Source organism: Siminovitchia fortis, from assembly GCF_003605365.2.
GTDB lineage: Bacteria > Bacillota > Bacilli > Bacillales > Bacillaceae_C > Siminovitchia > Siminovitchia fortis.
Map to the genome: position 1 here is coordinate 25424 of NZ_QYTU02000029.1, position 21536 is coordinate 46959.

The following is a 21536-nucleotide window of genomic DNA, read 5'->3' on the forward strand; positions in this document are numbered from 1 at the left end:
GATATATGGATAATAACATACAATTCCATGAGGTTCAATAGATATTCAGTAAAATGTATAAAAGGGGTCAGGCCCCCGTCACGTTAAAGTGGTAATGCATTAACGCAGCGGGGGCCTGACCCCTATTTTTTTAGTTCCCTGATCACATGTCCCAGTTCTTTTAGGATCAATTTTTCCATGGCTGTACGGACAGCGCCGCTTGATCCCGGTGTGACAAAGACAGCTTTGTTCCTGTATGTTCCCGCGGCCGCCCGTGACATAATGGCTGCCGACCCGATGTCCTCCAGGTAGCTGACCATCCGGAACAACTCTCCAAATCCGACAATCTCCTTTTCAAAGAAAGGGGAAATCGTTTCTATGGTAATATCCCGTTTGGCGATCCCTGTCCCGCCGTTGATCAAGACAGCCTGTACATCCGGACTGTCTGCCGCTTCACGGAACGCGGCAGTGATAGAATCTTTGTCATCCTTGACCATGGCATAATATCCGACTTCATGTCCGTTTTCCTGAAGCAGGCTCATCATAAGCTTACCGCTTTTATCTGTCTCTTCCGTCCTCGTGTCGCTCACAGTAATGACCGCACACGTAACCGATGACGGCGCTTCTTTTTTATGTTCACGCACACTCATTAAATTTCACCGCTTTTGATCAGCAAATGTTTATATTGGTAGTATTTTAATGTAAAATCTGTTATTTTTCTCGTAGTTTTATAATTGACGCCTGCACCAATAGCCATGGATGCAAGAGGAAGCCCCGAAACCTTCTTCCTTGACAGCTTTAAAATAAGGCTGGCCTTCAACAGATGCTTCAGGGGCTCGTCAATCCATGAGGAGTCCGTTATCCGCTCATGTTCATGATAATAGAATTGCTCGTCGCCCTTTTGCAGGTCATTGATCAAATCTTCCCAGCCGAACATTTTAAGCCGGTCAGGCATTGTGGCCGTATGGAAAACCTTAAGTGTCTCCAGCAATCCGGCCGGCGACTGGACATTATAGCCGAAAGACATGGCCATCAATTGGACAGCCCGCAGATTAATGACAGCCATTGCGACTAAATCGCTTCCAACCAGTAGCGTTTTACCTGAACCCGTCATGCCTCCCTGCGCGAATGAATAAAGCCTGTGCCTCGCCGCCTGCTGTTCGGCAAGGAATGTCAGTTGATCGATCGATAAGTAGTCCCTCAAATCCTCCAAAGTATTAATGTCACCATTCATGGAACGGGCTGTCCGCAAAATCCGCTCCTTTGCATCAGTTTGCAATTGCGATTCCCTGAGCAGCGAATTCAAATGGAACAGCCATCCGTCGAGCTTCTCAAAAAATTGGATTTGCAATGAATCAGGCAATAATGAAAAAGCTTGTTCCATCCACTTATCGTAGGCGTTCTCAATGTCTGTCGTTTCATATTCAAATAAAGTTTGGCGCCATTCCTGCAAATCTTCCAACATCTGTTCATCTCTTTTTGTCCAATCCATTGCCATCACCCTTCCGCATATTTATTTACTTAGTATAGAGAAGCAGACGGTAAAACACAAAGCAGTCACATCAGGCGAATATGAACCGCATGACATCGCGTGCAATCATGATTTCTTCATTCGTAGGGATCACAAGCACTTTTACAGGTGAATAGGAGTAATTAAGAAAAGCCTCTTTCCCTGTCACTTTATTCAAATCGGGATCCCAATACACTCCCATGAATTGAAGTCCTTTCAAAACTTTTGCCCGGATAAAGCTGCTGTTTTCCCCGATGCCGGCTGTGAAAATGATGGCATCCACTCCGGACATCCGCGCTGCATATGAACCGAGATACTTGTGAATCCGGTCGGCAAATATATCCAAAGCCAGCTCTGCCCGGTGGTTTCCCCGGGAGGCCTCAAGTTCAATATCCCGCAGATCGCTGGAGAAACCGGATACGCCGAGCATTCCGGATTTCTTATTCAAAATGTCCAGTACTTCATCGGCTGTCTTATCTGTTTTTTCCATTAAATAAGGTATGAGCGCCGGATCGATATTTCCCGATCTTGTCCCCATCGTTACGCCCGCAAGGGGCGTAAATCCCATGGACGTATCAATTGACTTTCCTCCCTTGATTGCGGCGATACTGGCGCCGTTTCCCAAATGGCAGGAAATAAGCCGCAGCTGCTCGATCGGGCGTCCAAGAATTTCCGCCGCCCTCTGTGTGACATATTTGTGTGATGTTCCATGGAAACCGTATTTGCGGATGCCGAATTTTTTATAGTAATCATACGGCAGGCTATACAGAAATGAACTTTCAGGCATTGTCTGATGGAATGCCGTATCAAAGACGGCCACCTGGGGAACATCGGGAAGCACCTTTTGAAATTCTTTAATCCCGGCAATATTGGCTGGATTATGAAGCGGCGCCAGCTCGACGAGGTCTTCAATCTCTTCCAAGGCCGTATCCGTAATCAACACCGAGTCATTGAACTTTTCTCCCCCATGGACAACCCTGTGGCCGATCCCGTCTAAATCTCCAAGAGACTGAATGGCGCCATTTGTTACCAGCCGGTCCAAAAGCAGCTTGATCGCCGTTTCGTGATTGGGAATTTCAAGCTTTTCTTTGAACCTTTTTTCATTTACCGACATGGACAATAAAGAACCCGGCAAGCCGATCCGCTCGATCAATCCCTTTGCAACGACTTTTTCATCAGGCATTTGAAAAAGCCGGAATTTAATGGACGAGCTCCCGGCATTGACCGCAATCACTTTTGCCAAACCAATCATCCCTTTTTATTTTCATCAAACCAATTCTCCATTTTTATAAGAATCCGATCCATCGCCTCTTTGTTGGACAGCTTCGGAATAGAAGCCAACAGAACTTCTCCCGGCGGTTTTACCCCCGGCTTTTTCTTCTGAAGGACCAAAATGCTTTTGGCAGCCCGGCCGCTTGCAAACATGGAAAGCGGAAGCTGTAATACTGCCTGAATATAGACCGTCTCTTTCAAGTATTCATGCAGTTTTGGAGCTTCTTCCGATTCAAACAGGCCATTTGGTATTAGGAAAAATAAATAACCGCCGGGTTTGGCATGTTTGATACTTTGTTCAATAAACAGGTGATGCGCGTATGAATGTCCTTCCTCTCTTCTCAGCGAGAAATTTGCCGCGTTGGCATCATCCGGATAGTATCCGACCGGCAAGTCGCAGACAACTACATCAACCGGATCGATAAAAAGAGGTTTCAGGGCGTCCTGGTTGAAAAATTCCACTGACTGCATCTGCAAATTCGCTCCGATATAGCCAAGCTTTAAAAGCAGATCGTCGACATCTACACCGTAAGCTTCCATCCTCACGTCCTGTTCTTTCCTATTTAAAATGGCAAATAACAGATTGCCTGTTCCGACGGCAGGATCAAGAATCGAAATATCTTTTTGGCCATCCGTGAATTTTCCGATTAAATAGCTTATAAAATAACCAAGTGTGTCAGGCGTCATTTGATGATTGGCCTGAACGTTGTCTTTCATTCCTTTTAAAATGGCAAATTGATATGCCCTTCGAATGTCATCGCTTTTGTATGCAGGCAATTGAATTTCCGAATATTTCTTTTCCAGCCTCTTTTTCGTAATTTCACTTACCTCAGGCTGCACAATTTGCTGCTGAAAAATATTCTCTCCCGTCTCTGCGAGAGCTTCCAAATAGGTACACTGCAATTCTTCCTGCAAAATTTCCGCTGTATCATTGAACAGTGAAAATAATTTTTCTACCGGCAATTTCTTCAATGAATTTCCACCCCGCAACAAACTTCTTCCTAATATTTTATCGATGTCCCCCATCATAAACAAGAAAAAAACCCCGGTGATACCGGGGGGAGAATTCTTTATCGGGCTTTTTTCGCTGCTTCAATGGCCGCCTCGTAGTTCGGATGGTTCGTTCCTTCACTTACATATTCCGCATAAGTGACCTGGCCATTGCTGTCGATGACAAATACACTTCGTGCAAGGAGCCTGAATTCCTTCATGATGACACCATATGCTTCACCGAAAGAAAGATCCCTGTGATCGGAAAAAATCTTTGCCTGGGTTAACCCGTTTTCTTCCGCCCAACGCTTTTGAGCGAACGGGAGGTCTACAGATATAGTCAATATTGTTGCATTTTCAAGGGCAGCCTCTTCATTGAACCGCTTTGTTTGCGCAGCACAGACACCGGTATCAACTGACGGAACTACGCTGATTACCCGCACACCGGTGAAATCACTTAGTTTGACTTCTGAAAGCTCTTGGTCCAAGACGGTAAAATCCGGAGCTTTATCCCCCGGTTTTACGGCATTCCCTGCCAACGTGACCGGATTTCCTATAAACGTAACTTCTGGCATACATCATTCCTCCTTGTCCATTTTCTCTTTTATCATCCAGGAATGCCCTTGAAATAGCAAGGAAAAAGCTGCCAGCGGCGAAGTCAAATATCATAGTCGAGCTGTTGCTTCTCTTCCGATTTCCGCTTATTTGATTGTCCAGACTGAGTGTTCTTCAGCATCATCTGGATTTTATCAAAGGCAACCGGCGCCATATCCACCATTTTTTCAAACAAGTGAGTGTTTTGTTCCAGACGCAGCATGTTCACTCCTTGGGAGTTGACGACCAAAAAAGCAATAGGCGTTATAGAAACTCCGCCTCCGCTTCCCCCTCCAAAAGGAAGTCCCGCCGATTCATCATCTGAAGAATCCATTGAGTAGGAGTCTCCTCCTGCTGAAAATTCACTGCCGCCCGTCGCAAAACCGAAGCCGACCTTGGATACTGTCAGGATCACTCCGCCGTCCGGAGTTTCAACCGGATCTCCAACGATCGTATTCACGTCGATCATTTCTTTCAAATTTTCCATCGCTGTCGTCATTAAACCCTTGATTGGATGTTCCATTATTTTCGATCCTCCTGTTATTCAGCTTCTTCCATTTCTTATATAGTCCAAGTATCGTCAATATAGCTTTTCCCGTCCGAATCGATACCATACAGGAAAGTTGGGATTCAAATCCAACAGCCTGGAAGAAAGGGGAAAAAGAAAGCTCGGGAGTTTTTTTCATCGGGATATACCGCTTCAGACATGCCTCAATGACCCCCTTTACGGACCAAGCAGCGCCTGCCAGCCTCCCCGTCACGGCTGCATCCCCGGTTCCCGCTCCGGTTCTCCATATAAAATAATGGATTGTCCATTTTTTAAGGGCTTCTAAAATGGGATCCTTTAAATGCTTAATCAAATCTTCATTCGTTTTACCTTCAAGCTTTCTTTGCCATTTATCAACGGCTTCCGCTGATTTTTCTTCATCATTAACCAGATTGTCAATCTGCTTTTTAATGTCCAGGGATCTTTTGATCCGGACAAGGCCATAGGCTGCTGACAAATGTATGGCCAGCGTACATTCGGATAAATTTTGCATCCTGAAAAAAACTTTCACTTTAATTCTGGATATGAATACGGCTGCCATGATCAATATTAAAATAGCCGAAGCAATTGCAAAAACGTTCCAAATCATTTCACGCCTCCGGTTACCAGTTTCACCGAAGCGATAAAAAAATAAACCCGCTTAAGAATAAGCGGGTTCAGCCGTCTGTGTGCGTTCATGAATAACGGCAGTGTCGGCAAACATATCATGCAATGCCTGTTTCTTTGGAGTAAATGCAGCGATGACATATAAAATCCAGATGGTGGCGGAAATATAGCGTCCGATCCACTCTCTGAAAATCACTGTACTCCAGCTCAGCCTTTCATCATTCAACGGAATGACCTTTAAGCCGAAGACCATTTTTCCAAGTGTCTGTCCGAAAAACTTTGTCATCAGGACAAAGTACAGGTAAAAAACCAGCGCACTGGCAATGTTGACATGCGTGAAAATTCCGCTGGCGGAAAGCTGAAGATCCAATGCCCGGAACAGCGGCTTTACAATAATTCCGCCCACTGCTGCTATGACAGCCAGGTCAAGCAGATAAGCCCAGAATCTCATCCAAAAACCGCCGTATTGGAAAGCAGGCTGCGGAACCGTTCTGCGGATTTCGGTCGTTTGCATTTCATCCATTAGTTGACACCTCCATCATTGGGCATATAAATACATTGCCCTAGGTGAATTCGGCTGTGATAACATGTTCACCAGCTCGCCCATTTCAGAGCCTCCGGAGAATTTTTGCGCGGTCATGGAAAAGAGCGATCCCAGACCGGGAGTTGAGGAATATTTGAACACTTCGGCATCCTTCAACTTGTAATCTTTTTTCATTGCCTCAATGACATCTTCCGTATAGCCGAAGTCATCAATCAAATTCAGTTCCTTTGCCTGGCGCCCGTCATAAACCCGTCCGTCAGCAATTTTGCGGACCTGATCTTCCTTCATATCGCGGCCTTCAGCAATAATCCTGACAAATTCGTTATAGGAATTTGTCAGCATGCTTTCCAGTATTTTCACTTCGTCCGCCGTCATCTTCCGGTGTCCGCTCATGATATCTTTATACTTTCCGCTTTTGATTGTCATAAAATCAATTCCGATTTTATCTGTTAAATCACTGTAGTTCACACCTTGCATAATGACGCCCAGTGATCCTGTCAGGGTTTCGGTGCTCGCAAAAATTTTATCTGCAGGGGCGGATATGTAATAACCGCCGGAAGCTGCCATCGACCCCATAGATACATATACCGGTTTTTTCGTTTCTTTTTGTATTTCTACGAGTTTATGGCGGATTTCAGCCGATTCATTCGTACCGCCTCCCGGTGAATTGACACGCAAAACAATTCCTTTGATGCTACTGTCCTCTTTCACTTGATTCAGCTGTTTCATGAAATCCCTGTGGGAATAACCGGGTGATGAAAGATAAGACCGTGCATCCCCCGTATCTTGAATCACTCCGTCCACCTCAAGGACAGCAATTCGTTTTAGCGTATTTCCTGAATCGATCACTTCTTCACTAAAAGCCTGGCCGGGCATCATATTTTCTTTGAACATTTTTGAGAAATCCCCAAAAATGAACGCACTCGCCATATTGACGATAATTGAAAAGAAAAATACACCTGCAGCTATGCCAAGTGCTGCCCATCTCTTTCCATTCACTAAAAACTCCTCCCTTCCTTTTTTCATACGGATGACATTTCAAAGAGTTTCATATTCATGTTAAACTTAAAAAACATAGTCAACATTGTAACAAAAAATAGAAGGCTAAGAAAGCATGACCGTTTTTATTGCGAGGAGCGTGACAAAATGAGCGACTTCAGAAAAAATATTTACTTTTTCTATAAACACATCTTTTATCAAAATGACAAAAAATTGGCAGAGAAAGTGACGTCTTTGCATGAAGCCGCCAAAAGTTACGGTTTTACAATTGTTGAGCAGCCGGAGAATGCAAATATCATTGCGAGCATCGGAGGGGATGGAACGTTCCTTCAGGCAGTCCGCAGGACAGGGTTTCGTCAGGATGTTGTCTATTTGGGGATTGACGATGATCAATTCCGCGGATTATATTGCGATTTTCAAATCGACAATTTGCCGGAAATGATCGAGGCCATGAAAATGGAGCAAGTGGAAGTAAGAAAATACCCGGTCATTCAAGTCGACATTGACCATGATGCTTCCTTTTATTGCCTGAACGAATTTACGATCCGCTCCGCCATCATCAAAACATTGGTCCTTGACGTATTCATTGACGGCCTCCATTTTGAAACATTTCGGGGAGACGGCATGGTCATTGCCACGCCGACAGGCAGTACAGCTTATAACAAATCGGTCCGGGGTGCGGTGGTCGATCCGCTGCTTCCGTGCCTCCAGGTAAATGAAATGGCCTCTTTGAACAGCAACCGCTACCGGACTCTCGGATCCCCGTTTTTATTAAGCAAAGAACGGACACTTACACTGAAAGTTGCCCAGGAAGGAAATGTTTTCCCCACAATGGGAATGGACAATGAAGCGATGAGCATCCAGCATGTAAAAGAAGTGAATATTCGACTGAGCGATAAAGTCATCAAAACCGTCAAGCTAAAAAATAATTCCTTTTGGGAAAAAGTGAAAAGAACGTTTTTATAAAGAAAAGCGCAAGCGCCCGTTTAGCGACGTACAAACTGGAGCACTCCGCAATGAGATAAAGGAAACACGGCGACGAAGGAGCCGATGTTGACTTATCGTAGTGGAGGAGTGCGAAGTTTGCTAGTCGCTGGGCGCTGGAGTTGGACAGAGAAAGGCTTCTTTCGAAAAAATTTTTCATATCAAGTTATACATTCTTTACTTTTGAAATAGAAAACCGGGTCAAACGCCCGGTTTTCTTATGCAATCTTATTCCGCTGTTTGGAATGCATGCCGGACCATTTGACGGTGGAAAGCGAAACGATCAACAAGGCAGCCCAAATAAAGGCGAAGGCAATGAGCCTGGCGGTCCCAAACGGCTCGTGGTATAAAAATACGCCGAGAAACAGCATGATGGTCGGTGCGATATATTGCAGGAAACCCATTAAATAGAGCGGGACCTTCCGGACCCCTTTGGCAAATAATAACAATGGCAAGGCGGTTGCAGCTCCGGAAGCAATCATGAAAATATCGGTTTTCAAGTCTCCCGAAAAAGAAACATGGGTGCCCTTTATCGTCATCAAAATAATATATATGAGGGCGATTGGCGTGACAACCATTGTCTCCAAAGTTAATCCGATGGAAGAATCAAACGGGAGCACTTTTTTGATCAGCCCGTACAAGCCGAATGTCAAAGCAAGTGCAAATGAAATCCACGGAAATTGCCCATAGGAAACCGTAAGAAAAAGCACACCGGCCAAAGCAAGAAAAAAGGCGACGATATGGGTGCGCACCAGTTTTTCTTTCAAAACAAACACACCCAGGACGATGCTGATAAGAGGATTAATATAATAGCCAAGACTTGTCTCAACTATTTTTCCTGCATGGACTGACCAGATAAAAATAAGCCAATTGATACTGATCAGGATGGAGACTGCAATAAGGGCAAATCTAGCTCTTGGGCTTTTTCCCATTTGCCTGAAGCTTTCCTTGAAGGAGGATGTCTTTTTGCCGATTATTATAAGGGCCAGCATAAACCAGAATGACCAGAATATCCGGTGTGCCAATACTTCACCAGGCGATACATGATCCAAGGCTTTCCAATAAATCGGCAGGAACCCCCACAGCAAATAAGCGGCAGCGCCATTCATGATCCCTTCATATCTATTTTTCATGCGACTGTCCTCCTGCTATTTAGATTCCCGAAATAATTCCATTATATAAAAAATGAATGAAAGTTACTACACATAATGAGCGAAAATCGTAATGAGATATAAAAACTTCCCTAAAATTAAATTTTCAGGGAAGTTTTCAGCGATTATTTATTTAGCCCTGACATTCTTTCCTGCTCCATTTTCCTCAGTTCCACGCGGCGAATTTTACCCGAAGCCGTTTTTGGCAATTCAGATACAAATTCGATTTCCCGCGGATATTTGTATGGAGCGGTCATTTGTTTGACGTGCTCCTGCAGTTCTTTCTTCAAGGATTCCCCATCATCCGGTTCGCTTTCCTTCAAAACAACAAAAGCCTTAACAATATTCCCCCTAATTTCATCGGGGGCGGCGACAACTGCGCATTCCTGTACGGAAGGATGCTTTACTAGGGCGTCTTCGACCTCGAAAGGACCAATGGTATATCCTGAACTGATGATAATGTCGTCGCGGCGTCCTTCAAACCAGAAATAACCGTCTTCATCCTTTTTTGCTTTGTCTCCTGTAATATAATAGTCTCCCCTGAATTGCATGGAAGTCCTTTCCGGATCTTTGTAATACTTTTTAAAAAGGGAAGGCGTGTCCTTATGGACAGCAATATCGCCAACCTCCCCGGCAGCGCAGACTTCCCCTTGTTCGTTAATAATTTCAACCGTATTTCCGGGAGTTGGTTTTCCCATGGAGCCTGGCCTCAATTCCATTTCCTTCGTAATACCGACAAGCAATGTGTTTTCTGTCTGGCCGTATCCATCCCGTACGTTTATCCCGAAATATTGTCTGAAAACATCGATGACTTCCCTGTTTAGCGGTTCGCCGGCTGAAACGGCGCTGTGCAGGTGATCGAGTTTAAAATGATCGAGATTATTGACTTTTGCCATCAGCCGGTATTCTGTAGGTGTGCAGCAAAGTACGTTCACCTTGTGTTTATCCATTAATGACAGGTACTTTTGGGCATCGAACTTTCCGTTGTATACAAAGCCTGTGGCTCCCATGCCAAGTACGGAAAGAAACGGGCTCCAGATCCATTTTTGCCAGCCTGGCCCCGCTGTCGCCCAAACAATATCGTTCTCTTCGATGCATAACCATTTTGCAGCTGCCGTCCTAAGATGGGCGTAACCCCAGCCATGTGTATGAACGACACCTTTCGGATTGCCTGTTGTTCCGGATGTATACGATAAAAACGCTGTATCCGTGCTTTTCGTTTCAGCTGTTTTCAACGAATCGGAGGCATCTTCCATCAATTTCTCCAAATGGCCCCAGCCCTCAGCTTCTCCGCCAACGGAGAACTTGATCAAACCTTCTGCATTTTGGGCCATGTCAACCTGTTTCACGTAAGGATGATAGGTGACGACTGCCTTGACATCGCCATGGCTGATCCGGTATTCCAAATCTTTTGTCTTGAGCATTTCGGAACTTGGGATGACAATAATTCCTGCTTTGAGAGCGGCGATATAAACTTCATAGGCTTCAATCAGCCTCGGAATCATGATTAGAATGGTATCCCCTTTTTCCAGGCCAAAATCATGGAATACATTTCCGATTTTATTTGCCTGCTTTAATAATCCCTCATATGTAATCTCTTTCGTTTCCCCGTTTTCGCCTTCCCAAATGATTGCCGGCCGGTCTGAATGGACAGTATACCTTTCAAACTCGTCGATGATATTATAATCATCCGGTGCAATTAAGTCTTCCCGTTTCATTTTTTTCATCCTCCCCTTGTGAAACTGTAGTACAAACTATTATACAAAATTATAAGAAAACTTAATATGTATAGATGGTAAAATTTTTTTATATTGTAAAATCGAAGAAGCGGGGACCAGTTCCCCGCTTTAAAGCCATTCATATTAAATTTGTTATCTTGCGTGTCCGCCCATTTGTTGTTGAGCCATTGCTACAAGGCGTTTGGTGATTTCACCACCTACAGATCCGTTAGCGCGTGAAGTAGTGTCTGCTCCAAGGTTAACTCCAAACTCTTGTGCAATTTCAACTTTCATTTGGTCGATCGCTTGCTCTGCTCCAGGAACAAGGATTTGGTTGCTGTTGTTGTTTGCCATGTGTTTTCACCTCCTTGTAAGCCTATATTGTGCGAAAACACATGGCATCATTCAATAAAATGTTGGTAATTCTTCCTAGCTTTTGGCAGCTGTTTATTTCATTTTAAAAAAGGTTGAGATGATTGTCATTTGCCTGCTCGTTTCCTTCACTTCTAATGACGAGTGTTTCGGTTTCTTCCACAGCTTTTTCCAATAGTGGGGCCCAATCAAACTTGCTTTCAAAAGCAACAATTTTATCCGTTTTTGGCCGGGTTTTTGGAGCCGGCGGTGTAAAAATAGTACAGCAGTCTTCATAGGGCCTGTTGGAAATCTCCAATGTATCTATTTCGGTTGCAATCTTAATGATTTCCACTTTATCCATGGCAATCAACGGGCGTAAGATAGGAGTGTTTGTAACTTCATTGATGGCAAGCATACTTTCCATCGTTTGGCTCGCCACCTGTCCAAGGCTTTCGCCGTTAAAAATGGCAAGCGCATCATTTTTCTTTCTTATTTCATCCGCAATCCGGAGCATCATTCTGCGGGTGGATGTCATCGTATAGCCTTCAGGTATTTTCTCGTGGATCTTTTCTTGGATCTCTGTAAACGGGACAATGTGGACTTTGATCCGGCCGGAAAATTCAGCAAGCTTTGAGGCAATATCGAGCACCTTTTGTTTCGCTCTTTCACTAGTATATGGCGGGCTGTGAAAATGCACGGCCTCAATGTCCACTCCCCGTTTCATCGCCAGGTACCCTGCAACAGGGCTGTCAATCCCGCCGGACAGCATCAACGTCCCTTTACCTGATGACCTTGCAGGAAAACCGCCCTGGCCCTGGACAACTTCCCCCGAAACAAACGCTCCTTCGCCTCTTATTTCTACAATCACATTGATATCAGGTTTTTTTACATCAACTGTAATATCCTCTACATTGATTAAAATATGCGAACCAATTTCGTAATTCAGTTGCTGGGTATCGTATTCAAATGATTTATCCGACCGGCGCGCTGATATTTTAAAAGTTCCCCCGGGAATATGGGCTTGTTTCACAATATGAAGGGCTGCGGCTTTGATCTGATCAAGATCTTTTTCTGTCCTGATTGCCGGGCTGAATGATTGAATACCAAACACTTTGGCAAGTCTTTCCTTCACCTGGTCATACGGCTCTCCATTCAACAGAACATACATCCTGTCATGCAATGTTTCAATTTGTGTCTGCGGGAACCTTCGAAGCATCATCCGAATGTTGGTTTTAAGCTTTCTGACAAAAAACTTCCGGTTCCTCCCCTTTAATGTCAGCTCTCCATATCTGATTAAAATTCTGTCATATTTCATTTATTTCGCCTCATTACTTTATTTAATCTGTCTATAACCTGTTTAAGCGCATGGACCATCTTTTCGGCTTCTTCCGGCGTGTTGTCATAGGAAAGACTGATTCTGACCGCCCCTGCTGCCTCTTCTTCTGACACTCCCATCGCTTTTAAAGTGCCGCTCGGGGTTTTGTCTTTTGATGAACAAGCGCTTGTTGTTGATATAAAAATTCCTTGCTCCTCAAGTGCATGGACAATGACTTCACCTTTTAAACCAACTGCTGAAACATTCACAATATGCGGTGCGGCATTGTCCCTGGGCGTATGGATAACAAGGCCCGGCACTTCTTCCAGCTGATTCATGATATAGTTGCGGAGTTCCAACAGATTTTCTGACAAGGATCTCCTTTTATCCTCCGCCATACGAAAAGCTTTCGCCATTGCAACGATACCGCCTGTGTTTTCTGTCCCGCTTCTTAAATTCTTCTCCTGATTCCCTCCTGAAATCAAAGGAAAGATTTTCACGCCTTTTTTTACAAAAAGAAAACCGCTGCCTTTCAATCCGTGAAATTTATGTGCGGAAAAGGTGCAAAAGTCAATATTGGATCTATAAATATCAAGAGGGACCTTGCATGCACCCTGAACATTGTCGACATGAAAAAGCACCTTTGGAAAATCTTTTAAACGCCGGCCGACTTCTTCGACAGGCTGGATTGTTCCGACTTCGTTATTGACATGGATCATCGAGACAAGAATCGTTTTGTCCGTTATTGCCCGGATCACATCATCGGCTGAGACATGGCCGTTTTGATCAACGTCGATATAAGTGATCTCAAACCCGAGCATGCGAAGCTGTTCACACGCTTCCTGAACAGACGGATGCTCGACACTTGTCGTGATAATATGGTTCCCCCTGCCGCGATGCATGAGTGCTGTCCCCTTTATCGCCAAGTTATTGCTTTCCGAACCGCCTGATGTAAAATAAATTTCATTTGCGTGAACTCTGGCCAATTGGGCAATCTGCTCCCGTGCAGTTTTAAGCAATTGTTCGGCCCTTCCCCCAAGGGCATGAAGCGATGAAGGATTTCCGAAAAAATCCCGATTCACCTGCGCAAATGCCTGGAGAACTTCTTCATATGGCTTCGTTGTCGCACTATTGTCAAAATATATCATTTAAGGCCACCTACTAACCTGATTCATTATTATAATCAATCATACATAATAACACATGAACGCTGTAAATTAAATATTAACTCATCGGGGACAGGCCCCCACTGCGTTAATTCGTTACCACTTTAATGTGGTGGGGTCCTGTCCCCAAAAAAAGAGCACTTCATCCGAAGCACTCTTTTCCCTAAGCTATCATTTTCACACATGGATTTCTTCGTTAAACATCTCTTCGATTTTTTTCAAAGCTCCGGGTTCCACTTTTTCAACCGCAGCAGCAGCCTGCTCAAGTGATGAGCGGTATTCATAATTGCGGAATGCCTTTTCAGCTTTGTCAAGGTCAGCCCTGAGTTGGGGATGCTGGCCCCTGTACCTGTTTCCGTATTGGATGACCTGTTCAGCGAGACGGGCGTTTTCAATATGTTCCTCCGTCCGGCTGTACAAATGGTCGACTGTGTCAGTTGCCTCGAATAAATGGCTTTGGACGGACTTCATATTCAGCGGTTTTTCCTGGAGGCTTCTGAAAACATCCTCAATTTGCTCGGAAGCTTGCTCATACAATGATTCGACATCGTTTGGAAGTCCGGGCATTCTGCTTTTTTGGACAATCCTGACGATATCGCTGACTTTCTTTTTTAAAAGGGCGATTTTTTCCCTGGCCTCCATTTCATCCTTGCGCAAGCTTTGCAGACGTTCCGCAAACAATTGCTGTTTTGTTTCCAATTTTTCCAGCCCGCTTTCGATTTCATTTAATTCCTCGCTTAACGAAGTAAAAGCTGATTGGTCTTCCTTGATCTTCCCTTCAAGCAGCTCATACCGTCTCGTAAGCTGACCCAAGCTTTTTTCAAGATCATGCGGTATATTCAGGTCGTTATCAAACAATTGATAACTTTCCTGAACCAGTTCTGTTTCAGATTTAAGCTGCTCGTTTGCTTCTTTCAATTTGTTTAAATATGCTTCGGTCTCTTCGTTCTTCTGAAGGACATAATGTCTTGCATAAACTTCCTTTTCCAGGAGATCATACAGGAGTTCAATCTGCTCCTTTAATTCTTCCAGTCCCTCAGCCACTTCATCGACTTCTGTCTGGATCAGGAACTCCCTGTACGCCTTCAGCTGCTTTTCCATTTTTTCCATAATGGCTTCCATTTGAATATGGTCCAGGACGTATCCCTGCTCCTGCATTTCTTTAAACCCTTGAAAAAGTTCGTCTTTTTGCGAAGGGATGATTGTTTGGCAGTCCGTAAGCAAATCAGGGATTTTTTCCATTCTGTAAATCAGGCTTTCAAGCTCCCCGGAAAGCGAAACAACTTCCTTGCGGGCTTCAATATAATCGCCTTCTTCAGTTAATGTCTCATAATTCGAGATTTTTTCGGCCGCTGACTTTAACTGATCTTCCAGTTTCTTCGCAGCTTCCCCAAACGTATGAGACTCAGTAAGCAGACGTTTTTTTGCCAAACCATATTTTTCTTTCAGGCTCCCAATATCCGTTCTGTTCCTTTCTTCGCTGTCTATCAACTCTTTTAATTCAGCAAGGATTTTTTGTATTTGTTCATTGATCTTGGCCAGTTCACTTTCAATCTGGATACGGGTATCTTTCACTTTCTTGAAATTGAACTTATCCGTGTACTCCTCGGCTTCGAAAAGGAGTTCATCGATGTGGGGAAGCTGAACGGTGATAATATCGTCCCATGCTTGGCGCCACTGTTCGAACATCTCTTCTGTTTTCCCCGTCATGTTCAATTTTTTTACTTTAGCCAGTTCCTCAACAACAGGCTGGTTCATCGTTTCCATTTTCCTTGCTTCCAGCTGGTCAATTTCTTTATAATATTTTTTCCTGATCATATATCCAATAATGAATATGATTATGATAAGAATGATTGCACTGATGACGAGTTCAACACCGTATTTCATTATCTGTCCCCTGCTCCTTCCATCATTCAGCAAAAACTATGTATATCAAGCGATTTTATTAGTTCAGTTATGTCCTTCTATGATACCACGACAGCGACAATTTTTGACGCATAAATGCAATTTTTCTATCGTTTTTTTCTTTTATTCTTAAGAAAAGCGCAAGGCGCCCGTTTATCGGCGACAAGCATAAGACGAGCGCTGAAGAAGGCGTAGTTTGCCTTCATCAGCGATTGGCTTATGACCTCGAGCCGATGGCGCCTGAAGCTGGACATTACGTTAATCTTGTTTGAAGAGAAAATTCGGTAAAATTTTATGCTTTCTTTAGCTTTCCAGAATAAAACAGGTTCTGCCCTAAAATTAGAAAAAGCCGCCCCAAAATTTGGTTGGCAGCATTTTTTTACACAGTCTTTACAACCGGGGAAGGGCGACGGGCCACATATAAAGCGCTCTTTTGAACGTTCACAGCCGCTTGAATCCAGTCTATGACCGATTCATAATATTTCTCTATAAAATAAGGGTCTTTCGGATGCATTCCCCAAACCTCGCTGACATACTGGCTGTTTAAAAAAGGAGTGGAAAGCATTCCCTTTAATTGGATGATCATCATGCTGACAGGGAGCGCAGAATGATTTTCGCCCAGCGCCGAGGATGTCAATGCTTTCAGGTAATACCTCTCTTTCATCAGATAGGAAGAAATGATCTCCCTTGACACTTGCGAATCAATCGTGATTTCCCTCCATACAAGCCGGGTCAGCAAATGATTGTCACTTTGGAAAACAAGGACTTTTCTTATGGCCCTGTGAAGGCAAACTTGCGGATCCTCCCAGTCGACTTTCTTTTTCTCTTCTTCCAACAGCGTTAAATAAGGTTCGAAAAAACTGACAAGGCACGCCTCCAGCAGCCCTTGTTTTCCCTGAAAATAATAGGAAATGTTCGCCGGATTCAATTTTGCCCTGGCTGCGATATCGCGGATTGTCGTCCCCTTAAACCCTTTGGTTGTAAACAATTCAATGGCCGCTTCGATAATGGCCTCCTTTGTTTTTCCTCCTTGGCCGGACATTGTGGACCCTCCCTTTTTAAAGCATTCTCTATAAACCATAAATCGTCTCATGATACGAAATAGGCGACTTGTACCTGGGCTTAAGTATAAATTCGGCTTCAATTTATATATATCCTCTGAAAATAACTCGACAGATTTTTGCGAAAACCGATAAAACCACTTCCAAGTCCTGCGGTAATCATTCACATTTCTTACTTAATGCTTTAAACTCGTTTAAAAGGATACAATTTGGAGGGCACAGAATGATTTTTCAATTTAAAGTAACGCTAATGCACATGAGCCCGCCTGTATGGAGAAGACTGCAGGTAGATAGCAGCATGACATTTTATCAAATGCATGAAATCATTCAAGCTGCTTTTGACTGGGATGATTATCACTTGCATGCCTTTATGATGAAAAAGTCCAGCGGAAGGAATATACACCAGATAGAAATAGGGTCGGATGATAACGATCCGTGGGGCTTTAATATGCATGATATTTATGATGAAAAAGAGGAAAAATTATCGGACTGGTTCTTAGTGGAAAAGGATAAAGCCGTTTATACTTATGATTTTGGCGATGATTGGAAACATGAAATTCTTTTGGAAAAAATCATTTCCCCAAAGGAAGGGGTATTGTACCCGCATTGTGTGAAAGCAGTCCAGTATGCTCCCGAAGAAGATAGCAGGGGTGAACTTTTGGAAGAGCTGTACGAAGTAGAAGAAGTGGACTCCAAAAAATTAACGGCAGCAGTAAATAAGGCATTATCCCCATTTGCCAAGCCTGTTGAAACAAATTCCGATCAGATGGATATCAACATGAAGGAATTATTCATAAAGGCAAAGGAATTTAACGCCCTGAAGCCATGGGATTTGTTTGATAACGATGAAATTTTTGTTGTCAAAGATCCTCTGACAAGCGAATATTTATTTTGCAGCATTTTGGGAGCGATGGGAGAAGAGTTTGGCATGGCGGTATATATCGGTCCCGATGGCTATCAGAATTTGTTAAAAACAATGAAAGAAGACATTGATACTTTTGAACTAATAACAGAACAGCGAAGCATACTTTTATCGTTTGTTAATCGGGATGAACTCGAAAACGAAGATTATCAGTTGATCAAGGATAACGGAATGGCCTTTAGAGGAAAGAAGCAATGGCAGCAATTCAGAAGCTTTAAACCTGGTTTTGTCCCATGGGTCATTGAGGCGGATGAGGCTCGTTTATTAACAATCGCAGTTGAGCAGGCGATTGAAGTGATAAAAGAAGTAGAGAATGGACTGGAAATTCCATACTTTACGGGAGATAACCCGGTTATAGGCAGAGTTCCGAAAACGCAAGGAGACAAAACGCAATGGAACACCACGCTGCTTTCGCCCGATAGATGGAAGTCACAGCAGCCCTCCCCCGAAGAACAGCAGCTGTTAGTGCCGGAAATGGATATTAGACGTTCACTGAAATATAAAAAATACGATACACCAATTGAAATTGATTTTTTCAGAGTTGATACACCGGTACAGGAAAAACCCGGAGAAAGACCATATTTCCCGTTAATGGCAGTAGCAATCGATCAACGAAGCGGCCAGGTTATATTTCAAGATTTGGCAGAAGGTCAGCCTGAAGTGGGCTATTACCAAAACTCATTTTTAATGATGATGAATCAGCTTGAAAGAAATCCGAGGGAGGTATGGCTGAAAAGCCAAACATTTCATATGCTTGAGCCGCTCCTGTATGAACTTGGGACAACAGTGATAGAAGCGGAACGCTTGCCGCTGACGGATGAGCTTAAGCAATATTTGGCGCAAATGATGTAAAAATACTAGAAATGCCATTAATCTGGAGCGAAGAAGCGAAAACCGGCATCTTGACTTTTCTTTCAGCGGGCCCTATAATGTTCTTTGTGTGTAAAATAATTGCAGCCTTGATGAATATTCTGTTGACCGTATTTTGTTCCTCGCGTTTTGAGGTGTATCGCGTAACCCGCTGCTGCTAGGGCGAAGGTACATGAAAACAAAATACCCAGCATTGTATTCTCGCAACGGTTTTTATTTTACAACAAAATAAAACCTAAGGAGGAGTCTTCTATGGCTCGTTATACCGGTCCAAGCTGGAAAATTTCCCGCCGTCTCGGAATCTCACTGAGCGGAACTGGAAAAGAATTAGAAAAGCGCCCTTATGCGCCAGGACAACATGGTCCAAACCAACGTAAAAAGCATTCTGAATATGGTCTTCAGTTGCAGGAAAAGCAAAAACTCCGTCATATGTACGGTGTTACTGAGCGCCAATTCAAAAACACATTCGTCAAAGCCGGCAAAATGCAAGGTAAACACGGTGTTAACTTCATGATTCTTCTTGAACAACGCCTTGACAACATCGTTTACCGCCTTGGCTTGGCACGCACCCGCCGTCAGGCACGCCAGCTTGTCAACCACGGGCATATCCTTGTTGATGGACGCCGCGTAGACATTCCATCTTACAAAGTAAACCCTGGCCAAGTTGTGAGCGTACGTGAAAAATCAAAAAACCTTGCGATCATCAAAGAATCAGTAGAAGCGACAAACTTCGTCCCTGACTATGTTTCTTTCGATGCAGACAAGCTTGAAGGATCTTTGACACGTCTTCCTGAGCGTTCAGAACTTCCACCAGAAATTAACGAATCGTTTATCGTTGAGTTCTACTCACGTTAATAGAATTGCTTTGTAGAACACAGTATTTAGAAAGCCCCAAACCCTTGGTATACAAAGGTTTTGGGGCTTTTTGTTTTATTTTAGGGTTGTAAACTAACGTAAAATAATGTATTGTTTTGGGGCACTTTTTGGGGCAAGTGGGGCAACTTTTGGGGCAAGTTTTTAATAAAAATTAGCGGACAATGCTGAAATTATATATTTTTTTTGATACCAAATTTACATAGTGAAACCACTAAAGATCTTGATAAAGGATTGGTTAACAATTCTTATCGAGATTTTTTTCAAGCCGGACTTAATCACAATTACCTTTTCCAGCCAGCCCAATAGTTTTTTTGCTGGTAAACTTCATCATTGAATCGTGCACTTATTTATCGCACTCACCTAGTTTGTATTCCGGCCCAATTGCTAATTTGTTGATAAAAGTCCTCTTCCAAACAGGATTGGGAATAGAAGGAACGGTTATGAAGGGTTATGTAACATTGAATGAATTTCCAAGTTATGGACGGGGTTATAGATGTTTGATTTTTGATATAAAATACTTAACATATAACAATAAAGTCGTTTAAATCTAAGGGTTTATACAACAATCGCGCCCGATTGTTGTATATGCAAAAATGGCCAGATATTAACACAAGCATCTATTGCTTAAGTTCATCATTTAGCTTATTTGAGGTTAACCTTAAATAATAACCATCCGGGTCTATAATTCGGAAATCCTTCATTCCCCAAGATTGTAGTTTAAGTTCAGATTCCATAGGATAGTTTTTTTCTAATACATGTTGGTATAATCCCTCAATATCATCAGAAACTAGGACAAGCTCCATACCTTTACCTTTCGGATTAAGACCTCCCTTTTTTAAATAATGATTTTCATTAAGAATAGCGTCATGAGTTAATAATAATGCAAAGTCCACATGTTTAATCATTGCACCAGTCTCATGTTTTTTATAGAATGTAAGGCCAAGGATTTCTTCATAAAACCTAATAGATTTTTGCAAATCTTTTACAAATAGTTCCAAGCGAAAATTCATTTTCATTCTCCTTATTGTAGTTTTATTAGTTTCAGCTTGTTTAATTTCTTTACTTCGTTAATTGAATTGTTTAGAGCTTCAACAACACTGGCATTTTCAAATTGACGTATAAATGTTACCGAATAAAATACATCATCTTTTTCAAATGACTTTAATATTGGGGTATTTTTAAGAAATCCTTTTGGCTCGACATTTTTTGACCGTGCCTTGACAGTATGGGAATCACCTTTGTTGTCATCCGGTTTACAATAGTCCATCGTCAATGATTAACTTTTTCACTAACGTCTTACACCTGCCCACTTTTAATAATATTAGGGTTCTCTCGACTCGTATGGAGAATGTACAATTCTCGAGTGGGATTTTCACGATGAAGTTCTTGATACACTCTTATTGCCTCAGGAGAATTTGAAAACTTTTTTAAAGGAGTAATTTCTTCTAAAATACGTTCGCTTTCATCGTTTGTGTATGCTTGTGCAACCTCTATCAATACCCATTGCTTTGGAAATGCTTGGCGTACATCTTCCCATTTCATTAATGACACCTCCAAATACTTTATCTCGGGTTCACAAAAATATTCCGTTTGCCGCGGCCTGCCATTCTTTAAAATTAGACAAATACCCATTTCATCCAAAAAAGGTTTCATGTTTTTTCTTGGGTCATATGGTGTATAGACCAATTTAAAAGAAGGTGATCAAATGCATCCTCATTTACATGGATATCATGCTTACCCTATGCACCATCATGTTTATCCAATGCACCATCACTTGCATCATCACGGATATGGACTGGATCAGCTCCAACTTCAGCATCAAGGAATCCACCCGTATTCAATGCATCATGTCCATCCTCACCACCACATGTATTATGGATACTGATGCGTAAAAGGAAGCTGAATATTATTTACGAGAGCGCTTTAACCAAGCGCTTTTCCTCTTTTTAACTTTTTATCTTGCTCTGATGCCATAGCTGATATTTTGCTTGGAAATGTATATCACCTTGAGATCCCCTTGCAACAAATTATCAACAAGGCTCATAGATAAGCTTTACAGCCTGCTCTGGAATAGTTAAATTCAGTTTATACGGGCCGCACTGTAATTTCATTGACATTCACATAATCAGGCTGAGTGACCGCATATACTACAGATTTTGCGATATCCTGCGCT

Annotated in this window: 21 protein-coding genes and 1 pseudogene; 3 read left to right on the top strand and 19 right to left on the bottom strand. The window is 42.9% G+C overall.

Features of this window, described 5'->3' with window-relative positions:
* Window positions 1–122 precede the first annotated feature (122 nt).
* The 9 genes from D4N35_RS12635 to sppA form a co-directional block, all read right to left on the bottom strand.
* Window positions 123–629 carry a MogA/MoaB family molybdenum cofactor biosynthesis protein gene (locus D4N35_RS12635; RefSeq protein WP_120074177.1) on the bottom strand — a complete coding sequence of 169 codons (507 nt, stop codon included), beginning with the start codon at window positions 627–629 and terminating at the stop codon, window positions 123–125.
* Window positions 629–1471: an EcsC family protein gene (locus D4N35_RS12640; protein ID WP_120074179.1), complete on the bottom strand. Its 843-nt coding sequence runs from the start codon at window positions 1469–1471 to the stop codon at window positions 629–631. Before D4N35_RS12640 ends, D4N35_RS12635 begins: the two co-directional genes overlap by 1 nt.
* A gap of 70 nt (window positions 1472–1541) precedes the next feature.
* A complete protein-coding gene (locus D4N35_RS12645) occupies window positions 1542–2732 on the bottom strand; it encodes an acetate kinase (protein ID WP_120074220.1) in 1191 nt (396 codons plus the stop codon).
* 5 nt (window positions 2733–2737) lie between these two features.
* A complete protein-coding gene (locus tag D4N35_RS12650; RefSeq protein WP_120074222.1) occupies window positions 2738–3733 on the bottom strand; it encodes a class I SAM-dependent methyltransferase in 996 nt (331 codons plus the stop codon).
* A gap of 98 nt (window positions 3734–3831) precedes the next feature.
* The gene (tpx, locus tag D4N35_RS12655; protein WP_120074182.1) at window positions 3832–4326 is read right to left on the bottom strand and encodes a thiol peroxidase; all 495 of its coding nucleotides are present in this window, start codon (window positions 4324–4326) and stop codon (window positions 3832–3834) included.
* Between the two features lie 83 nt (window positions 4327–4409).
* Window positions 4410–4871: a GerW family sporulation protein gene (ytfJ, locus tag D4N35_RS12660; protein WP_120074184.1), complete on the bottom strand. Its 462-nt coding sequence runs from the start codon at window positions 4869–4871 to the stop codon at window positions 4410–4412.
* Entirely contained in the window at window positions 4777–5481 is a 705-nt protein-coding gene (locus tag D4N35_RS12665; RefSeq protein WP_120074186.1) for a DUF2953 domain-containing protein, read from the bottom strand. The genes ytfJ and D4N35_RS12665 overlap by 95 nt, the downstream gene beginning before the upstream one ends.
* A 51-nt stretch (window positions 5482–5532) precedes the next feature.
* The gene (locus D4N35_RS12670; protein ID WP_120074188.1) at window positions 5533–6021 is read right to left on the bottom strand and encodes an RDD family protein; all 489 of its coding nucleotides are present in this window, start codon (window positions 6019–6021) and stop codon (window positions 5533–5535) included.
* Window positions 6022–6036: 15 nt separating this feature from the next.
* The gene (gene sppA, locus D4N35_RS12675) at window positions 6037–7041 is read right to left on the bottom strand and encodes a signal peptide peptidase SppA (RefSeq protein ID WP_120074190.1); all 1005 of its coding nucleotides are present in this window, start codon (window positions 7039–7041) and stop codon (window positions 6037–6039) included.
* A 147-nt stretch (window positions 7042–7188) separates the two neighbouring features.
* Here sppA and D4N35_RS12680 point away from each other — a divergent pair, with 147 nt between their 5' ends.
* Entirely contained in the window at window positions 7189–8007 is an 819-nt protein-coding gene (locus tag D4N35_RS12680; protein WP_120074224.1) for an NAD kinase, read from the top strand.
* Window positions 8008–8243: 236 nt separating this feature from the next.
* Here the strand turns inward: D4N35_RS12680 and rarD are convergent, their stop codons facing one another.
* The 7 genes from rarD to refZ all read right to left on the bottom strand — a co-directional run bounded on the left by rarD (window position 8244) and on the right by refZ (window position 16676).
* Window positions 8244–9158 (bottom strand): EamA family transporter RarD, encoded by a 915-nt coding sequence (gene rarD, locus D4N35_RS12685; RefSeq protein WP_120074193.1) that lies wholly within the window; start codon window positions 9156–9158, stop codon window positions 8244–8246.
* 143 nt (window positions 9159–9301) lie between these two features.
* Window positions 9302–10894 (bottom strand): acyl-CoA synthetase MbcS, encoded by a 1593-nt coding sequence (gene mbcS / locus D4N35_RS12690; RefSeq protein ID WP_120074195.1) that lies wholly within the window; start codon window positions 10892–10894, stop codon window positions 9302–9304.
* Window positions 10895–11047: 153 nt separating this feature from the next.
* Window positions 11048–11248, bottom strand: coding sequence for an alpha/beta-type small acid-soluble spore protein (locus D4N35_RS12695; protein ID WP_120074197.1), 201 nt, complete (start codon window positions 11246–11248; stop codon window positions 11048–11050).
* Between the two features lie 103 nt (window positions 11249–11351).
* Window positions 11352–12563 (bottom strand): tRNA uracil 4-sulfurtransferase ThiI, encoded by a 1212-nt coding sequence (thiI, locus tag D4N35_RS12700; protein ID WP_120074199.1) that lies wholly within the window; start codon window positions 12561–12563, stop codon window positions 11352–11354.
* Window positions 12560–13711: a cysteine desulfurase family protein gene (locus D4N35_RS12705; protein ID WP_120074201.1), complete on the bottom strand. Its 1152-nt coding sequence runs from the start codon at window positions 13709–13711 to the stop codon at window positions 12560–12562. The genes thiI and D4N35_RS12705 overlap by 4 nt, the downstream gene beginning before the upstream one ends.
* 195 nt (window positions 13712–13906) lie before the next feature.
* Window positions 13907–15616 carry a septation ring formation regulator EzrA gene (gene ezrA, locus D4N35_RS12710; RefSeq protein ID WP_120074203.1) on the bottom strand — a complete coding sequence of 570 codons (1710 nt, stop codon included), beginning with the start codon at window positions 15614–15616 and terminating at the stop codon, window positions 13907–13909.
* A 397-nt stretch (window positions 15617–16013) separates the two neighbouring features.
* The gene (gene refZ / locus D4N35_RS12715) at window positions 16014–16676 is read right to left on the bottom strand and encodes a forespore capture DNA-binding protein RefZ (protein WP_120074206.1); all 663 of its coding nucleotides are present in this window, start codon (window positions 16674–16676) and stop codon (window positions 16014–16016) included.
* A gap of 242 nt (window positions 16677–16918) precedes the next feature.
* Here refZ and D4N35_RS12720 point away from each other — a divergent pair, with 242 nt between their 5' ends.
* Entirely contained in the window at window positions 16919–18469 is a 1551-nt protein-coding gene (locus D4N35_RS12720; protein ID WP_120074208.1) for a plasmid pRiA4b ORF-3 family protein, read from the top strand.
* A gap of 270 nt (window positions 18470–18739) precedes the next feature.
* Window positions 18740–19342 (top strand): 30S ribosomal protein S4, encoded by a 603-nt coding sequence (rpsD, locus tag D4N35_RS12725; protein ID WP_120074210.1) that lies wholly within the window; start codon window positions 18740–18742, stop codon window positions 19340–19342.
* A gap of 638 nt (window positions 19343–19980) precedes the next feature.
* On the opposite strand, the gene D4N35_RS12730 is transcribed toward rpsD, so the two are convergent.
* The 3 genes and pseudogenes from D4N35_RS12730 to D4N35_RS12745 form a co-directional block, all read right to left on the bottom strand.
* Window positions 19981–20373: a VOC family protein gene (locus D4N35_RS12730; protein ID WP_120074212.1), complete on the bottom strand. Its 393-nt coding sequence runs from the start codon at window positions 20371–20373 to the stop codon at window positions 19981–19983.
* 286 nt (window positions 20374–20659) lie between these two features.
* Window positions 20660–20905, bottom strand: a complete 246-nt coding sequence (locus D4N35_RS12740; protein ID WP_120074216.1) for a hypothetical protein — start codon at window positions 20903–20905, stop codon at window positions 20660–20662.
* Between the two features lie 543 nt (window positions 20906–21448).
* Window positions 21449–21536 (bottom strand): annotated as a pseudogene (locus D4N35_RS12745) (oxidoreductase); the annotation flags it as partial.